This window comes from Glycomyces sp. NPDC050141 (assembly GCF_055586545.1).
On sequence record NZ_JBVJHZ010000004.1, the window covers coordinates 134,947 to 151,154 of the forward strand.

The following is a 16,208-nucleotide window of genomic DNA, read 5'->3' on the forward strand; positions in this document are numbered from 1 at the left end:
CTGGGTCCAGGTTCCGGCCAATCGTCGTGCCTCGAGCACAGTTGAATCCGGAACCTCGCAGGAGTCCGTATGGCCGCAGAACGATCCGTTCCGAAACTCGCGAGCCTGCTCACGGCCGCATCCAAGGCGCCGAAGCTCGCCCGCATCGCCGAGCTCGCCTCCACCTCCGACCGCCCGGTCGACGTCGTCGCCGTGCCCGGCGCGCGCCCCCTCGCGCTCGCCCAGGCCGCCGCCCACGCGAGCGGCCCCGTGCTCGCGATCACCGCGACCTCCCGCGAGGCCGAGGAGCTGGCCGAGTCGCTGGCCTCCTATATCGCTGAAGAGGACATCGCGCTCTATCCCGCATGGGAGACGCTGCCGCACGAGCGCCTGTCCCCGCGCTCCGACACCGTCGGCGCCCGCCTCGAACTGCTCCACCGCATCCACGCCGGGGACGTGCCGCGCGTGATCGTCACGCCCGTGCGCGGCGCCCTGCAGCCCCAGCTCAAGGGCCTGGGCGAACGCGAACCCGTGCAGCTGCGGCGCGGCGACGAGACCGACCTGTTCGAGCTCGCCGCCCACCTCGTCGACCTCGCCTATGAACGCGTCGACCTCGTCGAGAAGCGCGGCGAGTTCGCCCTGCGCGGCGGCATCCTCGACGTGTTCCCGCCCACCGCCCAGCACCCGCTGCGCCTGGAGTTCTTCGGCGACGAGGTCGACTCCATCCGCGAGTTCTCCGTCGCCGACCAGCGCTCCCTCGACGAGGCCCCCGAACTGCGCGCCGTCGCCTGCCGCGAACTGCTCCTCACTGACGAGGTCCGCGAGAAGGCCGCCGCCCTCGGCGAGGAGTACCCCGGCCTCGCCGAGATGTGCGCGAAACTCGCCCAGGGCATCCCGGTCGAAGGCATGGAGTCCCTGCTGCCCGCGCTCGCCGGACCCGATGAGCTGCAACTGTTCCAAGCTGTCCTGCCCCGGGACGCCCTCGTCGTGGCGATCGAGCCCGAGCGCATCCGCACGCGGGCACTCGACCTGGTGGCGACCTCGAACGAGTTCCTGGAAGCCGGTTGGGCGGCAGCGGCGGCCGGTGCCGCCGCGCCCGTCGACCTCGGGGCCGGGACGTTCCACGACCTCGCCGAGGCCCGTACGGCCGCGCTGGCGAAGGGCCAGCGCTGGTGGACGATCTCGCCGTTCGCCGTTGCCCCGGAAGAGGACGCGATCGCGGCCGAGCTCGCGGCCATCACCGGCGAGAAGCTCCACTATGGAGAGGTGTCCCCTGACGATGCCGTGACCGTGGACCTCGGCATCACCGAGACCCCGCGCTACCACGGGAACACGCAGCAGCTCGTGGCCGACATGCAGGCCTGGACCCGCGACGGCCGCACGGTCGCCGTGGTCTACCCGGCCCTCGGCGGGGCCGAGCGCGCCGCCGAGCAGTTGAAGGCCGAGGGGATCGGCGCGCACCTGGAGTCCGCGCCGCAGGCGTTCCGGGCGGGCGAGGTCGTGGCGTGCACGGGCACGTTGGCGCTCGGGTTCGTCGATGCCGCTTCGGGTCTGGTGGTCGTCACGGCCGCCGACATCGCGGGCGGCAAGGCCCTCGCGGCGCAGAAGCCCCGGAAGGGCAAGGCGACCAAGCGTCGCGGCATGGTCAACCCGCTCGAACTGTCCCCTGGGGACTTCGTGGTCCATGACGCGCACGGCGTCGGCAAGTACGTGGAGCTGGTGCGCCGCGCGATCGGCGGGGCCGAGCGCGAGTACCTCGTGATCGAGTACGCGGCGTCGAAGAAAGGCCAGCCGGGGGACCGGCTGTTCGTGCCGACCGACTCGCTCGACCAGCTCACCCGCTACGTCGGCGGCGAGCAGCCGACCGTGCACAAGCTGGGCGGCGCGGACTGGCAGAAGACGAAGAAGCGCGCCCGCAAGGCGGTTCGGGAGATCGCGGCCGAGCTGATCCAGCTGTACGCGGCCCGCCAAGCGGCGCAAGGGTACGCGTTCAGCCCGGACACGCCGTGGCAGCGCGAGCTCGAGGACGCGTTCCCGTACATCGAGACCCCCGACCAGATGTCGGCGATCATGGACACGAAGGCGGACATGGAGGCGCGCGTCCCGATGGACCGCCTCGTCATGGGCGATGTCGGCTACGGCAAGACCGAGGTCGCGGTGCGCGCCGCGTTCAAGGCCGTGCAGGACGGCAAGCAGGTCGCGGTGCTCGTGCCGACGACGCTGCTGGCGAGCCAGCACTACGGCACGTTCGTGGAGCGCATGGGCCAGTTCCCGGTGAAGATCAAGCAGCTGTCGCGGTTCCAGTCCACGCGCGAGGCGGCCGACATCCAGAAGGGCATCGCGGCGGGGGAGATCGACATCCTCGTCGGGACGCACCGCCTCCTCCAGGCCGAGACCCGCTTCAAGGACCTCGGTCTGATCATTGTGGACGAAGAGCAGCGGTTCGGCGTGGAGCACAAGGAGAAGCTGAAGGCCCTGCGCACCGCCGTGGACGTGCTCACCATGTCGGCGACGCCGATCCCGCGCACCCTGGAGATGGCGGTGACCGGCATCCGCGAGATGTCGCAGATCCAGACCCCGCCCGAGGAGCGCCACCCGGTGCTCACCTATGTGGGCGCGTGGGAGGCCAAGCAGGTCGCGGCGGCGCTGCGGCGCGAGCTGCTGCGCGACGGGCAGGCGTTCTACCTGCACAACCGGGTCGAGTCGATCGACCGGGCCGCCGCGCGCCTCCGCGAACTCGTCCCTGAGGCGAGAGTCGTTGTGGCCCACGGCAAGATGAGCGAGACCGAGCTCGAGAAGATCATGCAGGGCTTCTGGGAGGGCGAGTACGACGTGCTCGTCTCGACCACGATCATCGAGTCCGGCATCGACATCCCGAACGCGAACACCCTCATCGTCGAACGCGCCGACCTCCTCGGCCTCTCACAGCTGCACCAGATCCGCGGCCGCGTGGGACGCAGCCGCGAACGCGCGTACGCGTACTTCCTGTACCCGCCGGAGCAGCCCTTGTCGGAGACCGCGCACGAGCGTCTGGCGACGATCGCGCAGCACTCGGAGCTGGGCGCGGGCATGTACGTGGCGATGAAGGACCTGGAGATCCGCGGCGCCGGCAACCTGCTGGGGGCCGAGCAGTCCGGGCACATCGCCGACGTCGGCTTCGACCTGTACCTGCGGATGGTCGGCGAGGCGGTGGCGTCGTTCAAGGGCGGGGCCGAGGAGCCGCCCGCGCCGGTCAAGGTGGAGCTGCCGCTGGACGCGAACATCCCGTTCGACTACGTCGAGGTCGAGCGGCTGCGCCTGGAGATGTACCGCAAGATCTCCGAGGTCCACAGCGAATCCGAGCTCGACGGGGTGCGCGAGGAGATGGAGGACCGGTACGGTCCCGCGCCCGACCAGGTGCAGACGCTGTTCCACCTGGCGCGCTTCCGGCTCCTCGCCCGCAACCACGGCCTCACGGACATCGCCTTGCAGGGCAAGAACCTCAGGTTCTCAGCAGTCGAGCTGCCCGACTCGAAGCAGCTGCGGCTCGGGCGCCACTACCCGGACGCGCACTACAAGGCCCCGGCGGGCCTCATCAGCGTCCCGCGCCCGACGACCTCGAAGATCGGCGGCAAGCCGATCGAGGGGCTGGCGCTCCTGCAGTGGTGCGCCGACCTCATCACGGACGTCATTCCCGAAGCGGTGTAAGCGAAGGGGCCGGGCGCGTTCCGGCCCCTTCTACGCCTGCTCGAAGTAGAAGGACTTGATGAAGCAGTCGCGCGGCTGCGCGATCGCGAACCGGACGCAGTCGGCGACCGACCGCGCCGACAGGGCGTCCCCGTTGCCGCGCTCGCTGTCCCATTCGGGGCCGAGGGGGTCGAGGTCGTCGAAGTCCGGCGGGTAGAGGGAGATCACCCGTACGCCCTTGGGCCGCAGCCGCTTCGAGAGGACCTCGGTGAACCCGGCCTGCGCGGACTTCGCGGCGTAGAACGCCTCGTGCGCCTCGGACCGGTGGTTGCCGTACTCGCCGCAGCCCGACACCATCGTCACGATGTCCGGATGCGCGCTGCGCAGCAGCAGCGGCAGGAACGCCTTGGTCGCGAGCACCGTGCCCGTGGCCCCGGCGCTGATCGTCGCCGCCACCTGCGCGTCGTCCGCTTCGAGGAACCCGCCCGCGTCCAGGTACGGCGCACCGTTGTTGACGAGCACGTCGACCCGGTCGGCGACCTCGCCGACGGCCTCACCGAACTCCCGCACCGATCCCGGGTCGGCCAGGTCGCACTCGAACGCGTGCGCGCGCCCGCCGACGTGCCGCACCTCCTCGGCGACCGACTCCGCCGCTTGGAAGTCCCGGGCCGACAGGAACAGCTCCGCGCCGTCCCGGCCCAGCGAGATCGCCAGAGCCCGCCCGAAACCGCGCCCGGCCCCGGTCACGACCACCCGATACCCCTGGAACCCCATGCCAGCCTCCTAGAAAGTCTCAGCTTCCCACCGGGGCCTTCGCGGCGGCGCTGCACCCCAAGGAGGTGCGTGCCTTCCTCACGCCCACCGGGCAGGTCTACGCTCGGTGCCTGGAGCAGTCGGCGGTCAGGAGGACATGTGCGACGTGGCGAAGTCTGGTGGGCGGCATTCGACGGGCAGCAGGCGGTCGTACTGCTGTCGGGTGAAGAAGCGTCCGGTTTCTCGGCGATGCAGGTCGTCGCTCCTGCGGACACCGATCTCAGCGGAGTGGCCGTTGAGGTGGCGGTAGGCGCCCCCGAAGGGCTGCCCCTCGAAGGCGTCCTGAGAGTCGCACTGCCGCGTCCCGGCCTCATCCCTTGCACCTGGCTGGTCACCCTCGCCAAGGAAGATCTGATCAGGCAGGCGGGCGTCCTGCCGTCCGCGAAACTCAGCGAGATCGATGACGCCCTTCGGCTCGGCGGACTCGAGTAGGACTAGGACCCGAACCGCTTCGCCACCCTGGCCCTCGCCTTTTCCGCCTCGACCTCCCGGTCCTTCGGCGGCGCGGCCGTGACCAGGTGTTCCAGCAGCTCCCGGGTGGCGGCCGCGACCGCCGCGACGGCCGCGTCGAACGCCTCCTGGTTGGCGTGCGACGGGTGGGTCGAGCCGCTGAGCTTGCGCACGTACTGGAGCGCGGCGGCGGCCACCTCCTCGTCGGTGGCGGGCGGATCGAGGTTGAACAGGGTCTTCACACTGCGGCACATGCCTCCAGCGTCGCACAAGCCTGCGACAACGGCCTCGCCGAACGCGAAGGGGGCGGGACCGCGCGGCCCCGCCCCTCGACTACCTGCGGTTAGACCGCCTGCAGCTGCCCGTCGCAGTCGTTGACCTTCCGGACCAGCTCGGCGATGCCCCAGAACTTGTTGGTGCTCCAGGACCGGCCGGTCGGGTCGTACCAGGTGTGCACCGCGGTGCGGGCACCGTCGGCGGCATCGTTGACCTGGAATTCGATGCCGTGCTCGGCACCGACCACGCCGTCGCCCTCGGCGAGCGCGATCGCGATCTCGACGGTGTAGCCGGTGCTCGTGACCTTCGCGGCGCTGGTGATAGCGCCCGCGTCAGGTCCGTTGCCGCCCAAGGTGACCGCGTTGCCGAAGCTCACCCGGTACTGGCCGTCGGCGTCGCCGTAGCCGCCCTCCTTGGTGTTGCCGGGGTTGAGGAACACCTCGACAGAGTCCTGCTCCCACGCGTTCGCGCTGGTCGCGTCGAGCAGCGGGTCGGTCACCTCGAACAGGGCGTAGATCGCCTCGTCGTCCCACATCAGCGAGACGTCCGCTTTCGCGCCGTCGGCGCTGCCCTCGATGTGCACCTCGGTGGCGACCGTGGCGGCCTTCTTCCAGGCCTTCTCCTTGCTGCCGTCGATCACCGGGGCGTTCTTGGCGAGCGGCACCTGCACGCGCGCGTAATCGGGCGTCGGCTCGACGGGGATCTCGGGGAGGCGCGTCGGGTCGGCGACGCCCCAGTAGGCCCACTTGGCCTGCAGGTCGTCAGTGAAGACCAGCGGCGCTTCGAGCGGGCGCTCGTCGGTGCGAATCCAGCTGCGGCCGTCGTGCAGGCCCCACACCGTCACGGACTCGAGGTCCTTCGTGCGGAGCATGGCGAACAGGTCGCGGAAGTAGTGGCCCTGCTGGATGAGGCGGGACTCGAGCTCGGGGAACTCCACGCCCGCGGCGGGCGCGCCGATCGCCACGTCGAGCTCGGTCACGGCCTGGAGGACGCCGAGCCCGGCGAACTTGTCGATGCTCGCCTCGATCTGGCTGATCGAGGTGTCGAGGCCGATGTGGGTCTGGTGGCCAACGCCGTCGACCGGGACGCCGTCGGCGAGCATGCCCGAGACGAGGTTGTAGAGGTTGTCGCGCTTGGCCGGGTTGTGCGTGCCGTAGTCGTTGATGAACAGCTTCACCTCGGTCGCGCCGACGGCGTCGAGCTGCTCGCGGGCGATCCGGAAGGCGTGCGAGATGTACTCGGGGCCCTGGAAGATCTGGAACCAGCGGCTGTTGCGGTAGACCTCGGTCGCGTTGTCGCTGATGACCTCGTTGACGACGTCCCAGGCCTGGATGCGGTCGCCGTAGTGCGCGGCGATCGCGCCGATGTGCGCTTCGAGGCGGTCGAGCATGATCTGCTGGTCCTCAGGCGTGCTGCCAAGGGGCTCACCGGCATTGGCATGCCCGGCGGGGTAGGTGAACCACCAGTCGGGGACCTGGCTGTGCCACAGGAACGTGTGCCCGTAGACCTCGATGCCGTTCGCCTCGGCGTGCTCGACCAGCTGGTCGGCCGCGGCGAAGTCGAACACGCCCTCGGTCGGCTGGATCGCGTCGGGCTTCATGTGGTTCTCGGCCGTGATCTGGTTGAAGTGCTTGTTCAACAGGTCAACGGTGGGGGCGGCGAGGTCGCGCGGGTCGACCGCCGCGCCGAAGCGGAAGTCCTCGGCGAGGACGTCCTTGACCGAAGGAATGGACGGGTCGACGCCGGGCGGGGTGAGCTCGGTGATCACGACGTTGTCGATCGAGTAGGCCGCCTCGGGCGTGGGGGACTCGACGTAGAGCGTGAGGGCGTCGGCGGCCGAGGCGATCGCGTACTCGCCGGTCAGCTCGGTCCACTCGGTGCCGACGGCGGCCTGGTACACGACGCTGTCGTACGACGTGGTCCCGCCCGATTCGCGCTGCACCGTGGTCGAGACGGCCGTCCCGGCGGCGGCCGCGTTGAAGCGGACGTCGAGCGAGATCTCGTAGGTGCCACCGGGAGCGATGAGCCCGGTGAGGTCGAGGGACGGGCCGTGCCAGTCGGCGGTGCGGCCCGCGGTGTGGAGCGCGCCGTCCTCGACGGTGAGCGTGACGGGACCGCGCGGGGCCCAGGCGCCGACGGTGCCGTCGGCGAAGTCGGCGGTGTAGACCGCGGTCGTTTGGGCGACGGCGGGGCTGCCGAAGGCGAGCGCGGCGGGGAGGACCAGCGCTCCGGCTCCGGCGGCGATGGCGCGCAGGCGCTTTCGCGGCGATCGGGGGTGGTGTTCCATGGCTGTGCGGCTCCAGTGCGGAGGAGGGAAGCGAAGACTTTCTGAAAGTTTCGGAATATTCCATGAAACTTCCAAGCTGTGCCATGGTAAGTGGGATATCAACAGTTGTCAATCAGGAGATGTCCGATCAGCCAATGACCTGCAAGAACCCGCTCACCTTCGCCGCCGCATCCAGCATCGCCAGACCCCGCTCGGTCAGCCTCCGGCCCCAGCCGTCGAGCGCCGCCGCCAGCTCCTCGGTCCCGCCCGCCGTCCGCACCTGCCGCACCACCACCGCGATCTGCCCCAGCGGATAGTCCCCGCGCCGCAAGAGGTGCGCCAGCTCCGCGTCCCGCACGTCCTCGTTGCGGTACCACCGGTACCCGGTGCCCGGCCCGCGCTCCGGGGCCAGAATCCCCGCGTCCTCCCAGTTCCGGACGGTCGCCGCCGTGACACCCAGCCGCCGCGCCAGTTCCCCCACCGTGAGCGGCGCGGACCCGGTGAACCGCGCTGGCGGCGGCTCGCTCGTGAGGTGCCCGATCGCGGCGCGCACCGCGTCCAGGGTCTCGCGGTCGCGCACGAGCTGCACGTGCCCGCGGTCGATCTCCGCCAACGCGCGCTCCCGATCACCTTCATTGAGCGCCTGCATGATCCGGCCCGCCGCCGCGTGCCCGTACGCCGGGACCAGCGCCAGGAACGCGCGCAGCGCCGCCGCGTGCGCCTCGGTGTAGACCCGGTACCCGCTCGCCGTGCGCGAGGCCGCCGGGAGGAACCCGTCGCGCTCGTAGTTGCGGACCGCCTGGGTCGAGAGCCCGTGCTCGCGGGCGAGGTCGGAAGGCCGAAAGGTGTCCACAGGTCCAAGACCCTAGCCGATTCGCGGTTCCGCTGAAGCCCGTTGCGGCCGTACGCTTGAGAGGACCCTCGGAGTCCCCTGGAGCGCCCGTGAACAGCATCCCGAACGACCCGAACGCCCTCTACGACAAGCCGCACTCGGTCGACCTCGCCCAGGTCATGATGGTCTTCCAGTACTTCATGCTGGTCAGCGTGAGCGTCGGGGTCGGGCCCCGGCTCTTCAACTGGTTCAAGGGCGAGACCGAGGGCGTGCCGCTCCTGGCCGACATCGAAGCGGCCATCGACATCGGCTCGAGCTACCCGATCGCGGTGGTACTCCCGCTGCTCGTGGTCTTCACGGCCCCCTACGTCTGGGTCGTGCTCGCTCTCGGCCTGGGCCGCAAGTGGGCCCGCGTCGCCGCGATCATCGTGGTCCCGGTGAACACCTACATCGGCATCGGCGCGGTCGTGCGCACCTACGGCGAGGTCTGGGCCCTCATCGTCTCCCCACTATGGATAGTGATCGCCCTCTGCGTCCTCGGCGGCCTCCTCTCCCGCACCGGCCGCCAGTGGTTCCGCCAGGACGGCTGGGAGCCCTGGTACCTCCGCTACGAGATCGACCGCCTCCAGCAGGCCGCCACCCCCCGCCGCCCGCCCCCGCGCCGCCGCCGCTACCGAACCCCCCACGACCCCAACCAACCCGACGCCGACTGACGGGAACGGGCCCGGTGACCAGGTCACCGGGCCCGCTGTTCGGAGAAGGCTACGTCGCGAGCACGAAGTCCGCCGCGGTCACGCCGTTCAGGACGACGCCGACATCGGCTGCGGCCGAACCGGACGCGCTCACCGCCTCGAACCGCGCGGTCCCCGAGCCCGGCGCGAAGGTCCAGAACCGGCCCTGCGCGTCCGAGACGCCGTGGTGGCCCGAAGCGGTGTGGGTGACCACGGCGCCCGCGACGGGCGCCCCGCTCTGGTCGGTGACCGTGCCCCGGACCAGCCCGCCCGGGACCGGCTCGCAGTCGGCGGTGCCGCCCACGAGGACGTCGTCGATCTGCCACCAGTAGCCGGTGCGGTAGGCGTGGTAGTAGTGGAACTTGAGCTGGGCCTCTTGCGCTGCGGCCCAGGCGGTCAGATCCACGGTCACCGTCGTGTCGAGGACCGGCTGGGCGGCCGCCCAGACCTCCTGCCAGGTCAGCCCGCCGTCGGTGCTGATCGACACGTCCGCCCGCGAGTACGGGGCGTACATCGAGAAGTCGGTGGCGAAGGACAGCACCGGCTGCGGGGCGCTCGACAGGTCGAACACCGGCGAGACGAGGTCGGTGTCCATGGTGCCGCCGCCCGGAGGTTCGGCGTAGGCGAAACCGCCCGAGCCCGGCGTGCGGTTGCCGGTGCCGTCGGAAGCGAAGCGCCACGGCTGCGGGCCGCCGTGGTTGACCACGGTCCAGCCCACCGGAGAGGTCTCGAAGCCGGAGCCGAGCGGCGCGAACGCGTAACCCGGTGCGGTGCAGCCTGCTTCGACCGGCACCTCGACCCGCATGTCGGCGGCGTCCGCGTCGACGCGGACGGTCTGGTACCCGCTGTACTCGGTCTCGACGACCAGCTCGACGCCGCCCGCGGGCAGCGTCAGCTCGAACCGCCCGGTGAACGGGTCGGTCGTGGTCGACACCTCGCCGCCCGCCGAACCGACCGTGGCCGCCAGCGGCCAGCCGTGGCCCGAACCGTCGACCACCGTGCCGGTGACCACCGTGGTGGCGAGCGGGGTCAGCACCGCGTTGAACACGGCCGCCTGGCCCGCCGCCACAGTGACCGTCCCGGTCGCGGGCGCGTAGCCGAACTTGGTCACCGTGACCGCGTGCTGCCCGGTGAGGGCGAACGACACGTCGTACTTCCCGTCGGCCCCGGTCGTGGCGCGGCGGTCGAACGTGCCGTCGAAAACCAGGTCCGCACCGTTGAGCGGCGTGCCGTCGGCGGCGGTGACAGTGCCCGCGATGGAACCGGACTCGCCGTCCGGGAGCGCCTGCGCCGCGGCGAGCGCGTCGATACGGCCGTAACCGTGGACGTTGTTCGCCTCGGCGGTGCCGCCGCACTGATCGTCCACTGTGTATCTCGCTGACCCAGTGAGCATCTCGTAGACCAGGCCGTAGTCGCCCCGGAGCGCGGGTTCGGCCTCCATCATGAGGGCGATCGTGCCCGCCACGTGCGGCGCGGCCATCGACGTGCCGCTCTGCGAGCCGTAGCCGCTGCCGGGCACCGAGGAGAGGATGCCCTGGCCGGGGGCGGAGACGTCCGGCTTGACCCGGCCGTCGCTGGTCGGCCCGCGGGAGGAGAACTCGGCGATGGCGCCGCTGGAGTCGTAGGCGCCCACGGCGATCACGTCCGCGTAGCCGCCCGGGGAGTTGGTGGTGAGGCAGGCCGGCCCGCTGTTGCCCGCGGCGAAGACGGGGATGATCCCGGCCGCGTGCCACAGCGCCACGATGTCCTCGTAGTACGGGTCGTGGTCGGAGGCCTCGCGGCCCCAGGAGTTGTTGATGATGTCGGGCGCCTTGGACGGGTCGGGGTTGTTCCCCGCGGCGTCGGTGGGCGCGACCATCCACTGCCCGGCCTTCAGCACCGATTCCATGCTGGAGCCGTAGTAGTTGGCGGCGATCCACTCCGCGCCGGGCGCGACGCCGATCTGGTTGCCCGCGCCGTCGTCGCCGACCATGGTGCCCACCGTGTGGGTGCCGTGGTTGCTGAGGTCGCACGGCGCGGCGCCGCAGGAGCCCTCGACGTCGTAGAAGTTGTAGTCGTGGGTGAAGGTGCCGTCGCCGTTGTTGCCCCGGTACTGCTCCACGAGCGCCGGGTGGTCGTACTGGACGCCGGAGTCGATGCTGGCGACGACCACGCCCTCGCCGGTGGCGCCCAGCTGCTGCCAGGCGTCGGGGGCGTTGATGTCGTCGAGCCCCCAACCGACGGACGCGGGCGCGAGCCCGGCCTCGGCAGGGACCGGTTCCACAGTGACGACCTCGGGGGCGTCGACGACCCTCGCGACCTCGTCGAAGGCGGTGACGGTCTCCAGCAGATCGGTGCCGCCGGTCACCTTGACCGACGATGAGGCCCAATAGGTCTCGTACTCGACGCCCGCCGCTTCGAGCTCGGCGATCAGGTCAGCCTGAGAGGACTCGGCGAACGCCTTCGCCGCCGCGTAGGCGGCCGCGCCCTTCTCTGCCTTCGTCTCGGCGCGGTAGGCCGCCGAGTAGTCCGGGCTGCCTTCGAACTGCACCCAGCTCTCGGCCTCCCCTTCGGCGTCGATCTCGGCCAGCAGCGCGGGATCGACTTTCTGCTCGATCAGTGCGTTCGCATCGGACTCGGTCTGCCCCAGAGCGGGCGCGGCTGCGGCGACAGCCGATGATAGCGCTCCCACGAGACAGGCGGCGAGTACGCGGCGCCAATGTTCCTTACGTGACAAGACGGCTCCTTGCTCGGCGGTAGCGGCGCCGGGGTGGTCGGCGCCGATCGCGATCGGGTTCGCACGAGCATGCGATTCCCTTGCGTCCCAACATGACAGGCCATCACCGCGCATCAAAATGGATATACCGACGAAACTACGAGGAACCGCAAGGAATCCACCTCGCAAGTGCTGCAACTCACACCACGCCGAACACAGGACGACAGCCCCGCCGCATCGGCGGGGCCGTCGGCTGGTCTCGGTCGTTGCGCCCCAATGTTTCTGAACTGTCGGATTGCCAACAGTCCAACCTGCTGTTTCACCTTGAGGCGGTGCCCGGTTCTCCCTAGTCTCGACTCATGGCTGACACCAAGGACGTCTATCTCGGCGAGTTCAAGCGCGGTCCGGCGGTCTTCACGGTCTTCCAGACCGCGAAGGACCCGAAGGTGATCCGAGTCGACTGCAAAGACAACGGCGGCGGCCCGAATCCCACTGCCACCTTCGAAGAGGGCATCGACGACTCGCCCTACTGGCACGGCGCGTGGAACCGCGACAAGTGGTGCCCCTGGATCGTCGCCGAGACCCGCAGGATCGCCAAGAAGCCGCGCTGAAGCGGAGCACTCCGCAACAGGCCCGACCGATCCCGGTGGGGAGACCGGTCGGCCCGTCTCGTCATTCCGCCGGCTCGGCCAGTTCGCGGGCGCGGACGGCCATTTCCGGGTTGCCGAGCCGGTCGTAGGCCGCGGCGAGGGTGTTGAGCAGCAGCGTCCGCTCGTCCTCGCCGGTTCCGGCGAGGAACGTGTCGAGGTCCGCGCCGCTGGTCGGCGCGAACCCTCCGACAGCCACGATCCCGGGGGCGAGGACCGCATCGCGGTGGTTGAGCTGGGCGTCGAGCTCGTACATCAGCTCCGTGATCCGGGGAAGCTCCTCGACCCGCTCCGGGTGCTGCGCGAACCACCAGAGCGCGGCCGTGCGCGGCTGGCTCAGGAGCCGTCCGAGGCGATCGGCGTTGCTCATCCGCTTGTCGTGCAGCCGGGTCTCCATGTCGAGCGTGAACTCGGCAAGTTCCAGTTCCTGCGCCAGGGCGAGAGCCTCCGGGGCGACGCTGACCAGGTCGAACTCGGCCTTGAAACCGAGCGCGCCGTCGCGTGCCCATCGCCACGCATTGAACTTGTCGTTCAGCGGCAGGTGCAGGTACTCGCTGACGGTGAGCGAGTGCCCGGCGGTGACGGACTGGGCGACCCGGTGGATCTCCCATTCCAGGACCCGCCGCACGTCCTCGCCGATCCGGATGTCGCCCTTGAGGATGTACTGGACGGAAACGGAGCAGGAGAACTTGAGCGCTGGGAGGGCGCTCGGCAGTTCGAGCACGGTCTTGTACTCGTGCATCGGGGGCGGCTCGACCGATGCGGCGACGGGTTCGACCGCTCCGGTCCAGCCTTGGTAGACCTTCCATCCGAAGAACGCGAGGACGGCGAGGACGAGGACGATCAGCATGATCCAACTGGCCATTACATCGAGACCTTTGCTTGAGTGAGGAGGTCGGCGAGCTGGTCGCGCAGGACCAGCACGTCGGGTTCGGCGGCGCGCCCTGTCCAGGCCCGTTCGCTGAGGGCCTGCGAAAGCTGCCCGAGGGTCCAGAAGTTCTCGACCGCCGAGGCGAGATGCCCGGCGATCGGCGCCCTGTACTCGGGCGGGGCTGCGGCGGCGAAGTCCAGCCAAGCGGCGACGGTGTCGCGCACGAGGCTCGGGCTCGCATCGGTGAGCAGGGCCCGCCACAGCGAGGCGACGGCACCGAACGGGTCGCGGGCCAGCCAGTCGCCGGACCATCGGGCGCGGACCTCGTCGTCCCTGATCAGGGCGACGAGGACTACCGGCGCCATGATCCGGAAGTCGGCGTCCTGCGAGGCCCACTCGGCGAGCGGCTCGATCACGGTCTGCGGCGCGAGTGACCCGGCGGCCCTGGCGAACGCGCCGAGCGCGTCGTCCACGACGGCAAACGCATCCGACTTCAGCAGATGCCGCAGCCGGGTGAGCGCGTTGCGGGGGAAGCGGGTCGCGTACTCGGGGTCCCCGCAGACCTGTGCGACCGTGCGCTGCAAGGCGATCGAGACTCCGGAGCGGTGGTAGGACCACTGCCAGAGCTGGCTGCGGACCTGCTGGCCGATCGCGGGGTCGATCGCCCCGGCGAGGAGCAGGCCCGCGGCCAGTTCCCGGCGGAGTCTCGTGCCCGAACCGGCTCCGGCGATCGAGGCCGCCCGCGCGACGACCAACTCGGCCGCTCCGGTGGCCGAGGCGAAATTGAGCAGCCTCGGCAGCAGGACCGCCAGCGTGTCGTCCTCCAGTTGCTGGGGACGGAGGAGCTGGTCGAGCCAGGACCGGATCGGGGCCCTCCAGGTGGGGAACTGCGCCCATGCATAGGGCAGCACCGCTTCTCCGAGCCGCGTGTTGGCGAACACGCCGCTCTTCTCGACGAGCACCGTCTCCAGCGCCGCGAAGCGCTGGTTCAGGCTCTGGCCCCGCAGTACCGAAGGGTCGGTCTCCTCGCCTGCGATCTCGGCCAGGGCGTCGGCGGCGGTGGCGATCGAGGCGCGCTCGGCGCCGGAGAGTGCAGCGGTCGCAAGGAAGAGCGCCCGGGCGTCACCACTCGCGATCCGGCCCTCGAAGAGAGCGCCGAGTTCCGCGGAGTACGAGTCCAGACAGGACATGACCGATGCGAGCAGCCCGTCCCGGTCGGCATCGGGCGGCGCGCTGTCGAGGACCGCCGCGATCTGCGCGGCCCGTGGCGGCCACTGGTCCGCGATCAGGTCGATGAACCGGTCGTCGCCGCGCATCTGCCGCAGCAGTTCAGGACGGCGCATGCGCTTCGCCATCACCGCCACCGGATCGGGCCTGCCGATGCGGTGCACCGCATCGGGGACTACGCGCTCGGCTGCGGGACGGCTCGTGTCGCCGATTGCGACGACCAGGTGGGAGTCCTGTTCGTCGAGCGCGATCTGGATCTCTTCGAGCCGCTCGGCGAACCGCAGCGCGAGGTCGTGGTCGTGGGAGATGTCGAGCAGCAGCACGCTCGGATGCCTGAGGTCGCCGAGCTCCTCGACGAGTTCGTCCTGGTCGGCGGTGAACAGCTCCTCCGCACGGCGGCTGGGAAGCTCGGCGGCGAACGCCCGCCAGCGCTGGCGGGCGGCCGTCGTGAGCCCGGTCCGGGCGCCTCCCGCGAGTATCAGCAGCCGGGTCCTTCGCAGGACTGCAAGGTCGCGGTCGAGGTCCGGCGGCGGGACGACCAGCTGCAGTTCACGGTCTCGCCGTTGGGGATCGGAGGCGTACCGAATCCGCCGCCGCAGGGCGCTGACACTGAGGTAGTAGTTGTGCTGGTCGCCGCCGAAGGCGTTGACGGCGCCCCCTTCCGCGGCGCTGACCTCCCCGTGGAAGACGTTGCCGGCCATGGACTCCGGGGCTTCGGTGTCGCTCATTCGCGTTCCTTCCGCTGGCGCGGAGCGGGACGCTCCTCGTAGTTGTGCTGGTCGCCGCCGAAGGCGTTGACCGTGCCCCCTTCCGCGGCGCTGACCTCCCCGTGGAAGACGTTGCCGCGGTGGACCTTGCGGCTGTGGTCGTCGTGAGTGGAGCGGTCGACCCGGACTCGGTTGCCGGAGCCGACGCCGATGGCGTCGCGACCGATTCCGCCGACCCGCGCTGACCCGTCGTGGAGGTCGCCGCCGACCGGGCCGACGGTCGAGGACTGCCCGCCCATGCGCAGACGGACCTCGGCTTCACCGCGTTCGACGGCGTCCTCGAGCGGCTCGACCGACGCGTCTTCGGCGGCCTCGGAAAGGGGGAGGTTCGACAGGCCGTACCGCAGGAGGTATCCGGAAGGCGAGGGCACGTGGAGGTACGCCTCGGCGTGGTAGTCCTTGTCCTGCATGTCGACCGGCACCCGCACGAACTCGGTCGACCGCCGCCAGCCGGGGTCGGGGCCGACGGTGCCGGTGATGACGGCCGGCGTCACGGCGACCGCCAGGAACGTGGCGTTCTCGTCCGAGTTCTCCAGGAGCATCTTGCAGACCTTGGAGTCGCCGATGCGGCACGCGTCGATGATCACCTGGTTGGGGGCGACGTCGACGCGTTCGTCGGCGATCCCCTGGATCGTGCCCACCGCGATGCCGAGGCGCATCCTGATCAGCCCTTCGCCGCGGTGGTGGCGTTCGCGGAGGAGGAGCTGCAGGGCCTGCGGGAGGCCGTCGACGATGGCGCGGAGGTACGCCTTCGGGAAACCGGCCACGATCCCGTCGCCGGAGTTCTGGCAGAACTCGCGCTCGCTCCAGGCCCGCTGGAGGTCGGTCCCGAGAAAGGCGGCCTCGATGTCGTTGCGGAAATCCGAGGCGATCCGGGTGCGCTCGGTGTCGGTGTAGGCGCTGAACTTCCGGATGTCGAATGCCAGGACGGCGACTTCGCGGGTCTCGGTCTTTCGTTGGGCCGGAATGGCTTCAGGGTGCATCGTGC

Annotated in this window: 12 protein-coding genes; 4 read left to right on the forward strand and 8 right to left on the reverse strand. The window is 70.4% G+C overall.

Annotation, left to right across the window (positions count from 1 at the left end; all coding sequences use genetic code 11):
• Positions 1-69: 69 nt before the first annotated feature.
• On the forward strand, positions 70-3,666 hold the full coding sequence (gene mfd, locus ACZ60M_RS03930; RefSeq protein WP_465414438.1) for a transcription-repair coupling factor: 3,597 nt from the start codon (positions 70-72) through the stop codon (positions 3,664-3,666).
• Between the two features lie 30 nt (positions 3,667-3,696).
• Here mfd and ACZ60M_RS03935 read toward each other — a convergent pair whose 3' ends face one another.
• Complete coding sequence (locus ACZ60M_RS03935; protein WP_465414439.1) at positions 3,697-4,419, reverse strand: SDR family oxidoreductase; 723 nt, start codon at positions 4,417-4,419, stop codon at positions 3,697-3,699.
• 138 nt (positions 4,420-4,557) lie between these two features.
• Between ACZ60M_RS03935 and ACZ60M_RS03940 the strand changes: the two genes are divergently transcribed.
• Positions 4,558-4,890 carry a type II toxin-antitoxin system PemK/MazF family toxin gene (locus tag ACZ60M_RS03940; RefSeq protein WP_465414441.1) on the forward strand — a complete coding sequence of 111 codons (333 nt, stop codon included), beginning with the start codon at positions 4,558-4,560 and terminating at the stop codon, positions 4,888-4,890.
• Positions 4,891-4,892: 2 nt separating this feature from the next.
• On the opposite strand, the gene ACZ60M_RS03945 is transcribed toward ACZ60M_RS03940, so the two are convergent.
• The 3 genes from ACZ60M_RS03945 to ACZ60M_RS03955 all read right to left on the reverse strand — a co-directional run bounded on the left by ACZ60M_RS03945 (position 4,893) and on the right by ACZ60M_RS03955 (position 8,303).
• Complete coding sequence (locus ACZ60M_RS03945; protein ID WP_465414443.1) at positions 4,893-5,162, reverse strand: DUF2277 domain-containing protein; 270 nt, start codon at positions 5,160-5,162, stop codon at positions 4,893-4,895.
• Between the two features lie 89 nt (positions 5,163-5,251).
• On the reverse strand, positions 5,252-7,471 hold the full coding sequence (locus ACZ60M_RS03950; RefSeq protein WP_465414444.1) for an endo-1,4-beta-xylanase: 2,220 nt from the start codon (positions 7,469-7,471) through the stop codon (positions 5,252-5,254).
• A 127-nt stretch (positions 7,472-7,598) separates the two neighbouring features.
• Positions 7,599-8,303 carry a TioE family transcriptional regulator gene (locus ACZ60M_RS03955; protein ID WP_465414446.1) on the reverse strand — a complete coding sequence of 235 codons (705 nt, stop codon included), beginning with the start codon at positions 8,301-8,303 and terminating at the stop codon, positions 7,599-7,601.
• Positions 8,304-8,392: 89 nt separating this feature from the next.
• On the opposite strand from ACZ60M_RS03955, the gene ACZ60M_RS03960 reads away from it, so the two are divergent.
• On the forward strand, positions 8,393-8,995 hold the full coding sequence (locus ACZ60M_RS03960) for a hypothetical protein (protein WP_465414448.1): 603 nt from the start codon (positions 8,393-8,395) through the stop codon (positions 8,993-8,995).
• 49 nt (positions 8,996-9,044) lie between these two features.
• Here ACZ60M_RS03960 and ACZ60M_RS03965 read toward each other — a convergent pair whose 3' ends face one another.
• Positions 9,045-11,729, reverse strand: coding sequence for a S8 family serine peptidase (locus ACZ60M_RS03965; protein ID WP_465414450.1), 2,685 nt, complete (start codon positions 11,727-11,729; stop codon positions 9,045-9,047).
• A 338-nt stretch (positions 11,730-12,067) separates the two neighbouring features.
• Here ACZ60M_RS03965 and ACZ60M_RS03970 point away from each other — a divergent pair, with 338 nt between their 5' ends.
• Complete coding sequence (locus ACZ60M_RS03970) at positions 12,068-12,319, forward strand: hypothetical protein (RefSeq protein WP_465414452.1); 252 nt, start codon at positions 12,068-12,070, stop codon at positions 12,317-12,319.
• A 61-nt stretch (positions 12,320-12,380) separates the two neighbouring features.
• Here ACZ60M_RS03970 and ACZ60M_RS03975 read toward each other — a convergent pair whose 3' ends face one another.
• From ACZ60M_RS03975 to ACZ60M_RS03985, 3 genes are read right to left on the reverse strand one after another with little or no spacing between them, the layout of a single operon-like run.
• Positions 12,381-13,220 (reverse strand): hypothetical protein, encoded by an 840-nt coding sequence (locus tag ACZ60M_RS03975; RefSeq protein WP_465414454.1) that lies wholly within the window; start codon positions 13,218-13,220, stop codon positions 12,381-12,383.
• A complete protein-coding gene (locus ACZ60M_RS03980) occupies positions 13,220-15,181 on the reverse strand; it encodes a hypothetical protein (protein ID WP_465414456.1) in 1,962 nt (653 codons plus the stop codon). Before ACZ60M_RS03980 ends, ACZ60M_RS03975 begins: the two co-directional genes overlap by 1 nt.
• The gene (locus ACZ60M_RS03985) at positions 15,178-16,203 is read right to left on the reverse strand and encodes a hypothetical protein (protein ID WP_465414458.1); all 1,026 of its coding nucleotides are present in this window, start codon (positions 16,201-16,203) and stop codon (positions 15,178-15,180) included. The genes ACZ60M_RS03980 and ACZ60M_RS03985 overlap by 4 nt, the downstream gene beginning before the upstream one ends.
• Positions 16,204-16,208: the final 5 nt, after the last annotated feature.

Bases quoted from the DNA above. Each gene is read 5' to 3' on its own strand.
- ACZ60M_RS03975 (WP_465414454.1), bottom strand. From the start codon at position 13,220: ATGGCCAGTTGGATCATGCTGATCGTCCTCGTCCTCGCCGTCCTCGCG.
- mfd (WP_465414438.1), top strand. From the start codon at position 70: ATGGCCGCAGAACGATCCGTTCCGAAACTCGCGAGCCTGCTCACGGCC.
- ACZ60M_RS03985 (WP_465414458.1), bottom strand. From the start codon at position 16,203: ATGCACCCTGAAGCCATTCCGGCCCAACGAAAGACCGAGACCCGCGAA.
- ACZ60M_RS03980 (WP_465414456.1), bottom strand. From the start codon at position 15,181: ATGAGCGACACCGAAGCCCCGGAGTCCATGGCCGGCAACGTCTTCCAC.
- ACZ60M_RS03935 (WP_465414439.1), bottom strand. From the start codon at position 4,419: ATGGGGTTCCAGGGGTATCGGGTGGTCGTGACCGGGGCCGGGCGCGGT.
- ACZ60M_RS03950 (WP_465414444.1), bottom strand. From the start codon at position 7,471: ATGGAACACCACCCCCGATCGCCGCGAAAGCGCCTGCGCGCCATCGCC.
- ACZ60M_RS03945 (WP_465414443.1), bottom strand. From the start codon at position 5,162: ATGTGCCGCAGTGTGAAGACCCTGTTCAACCTCGATCCGCCCGCCACC.
- ACZ60M_RS03970 (WP_465414452.1), top strand. From the start codon at position 12,068: ATGGCTGACACCAAGGACGTCTATCTCGGCGAGTTCAAGCGCGGTCCG.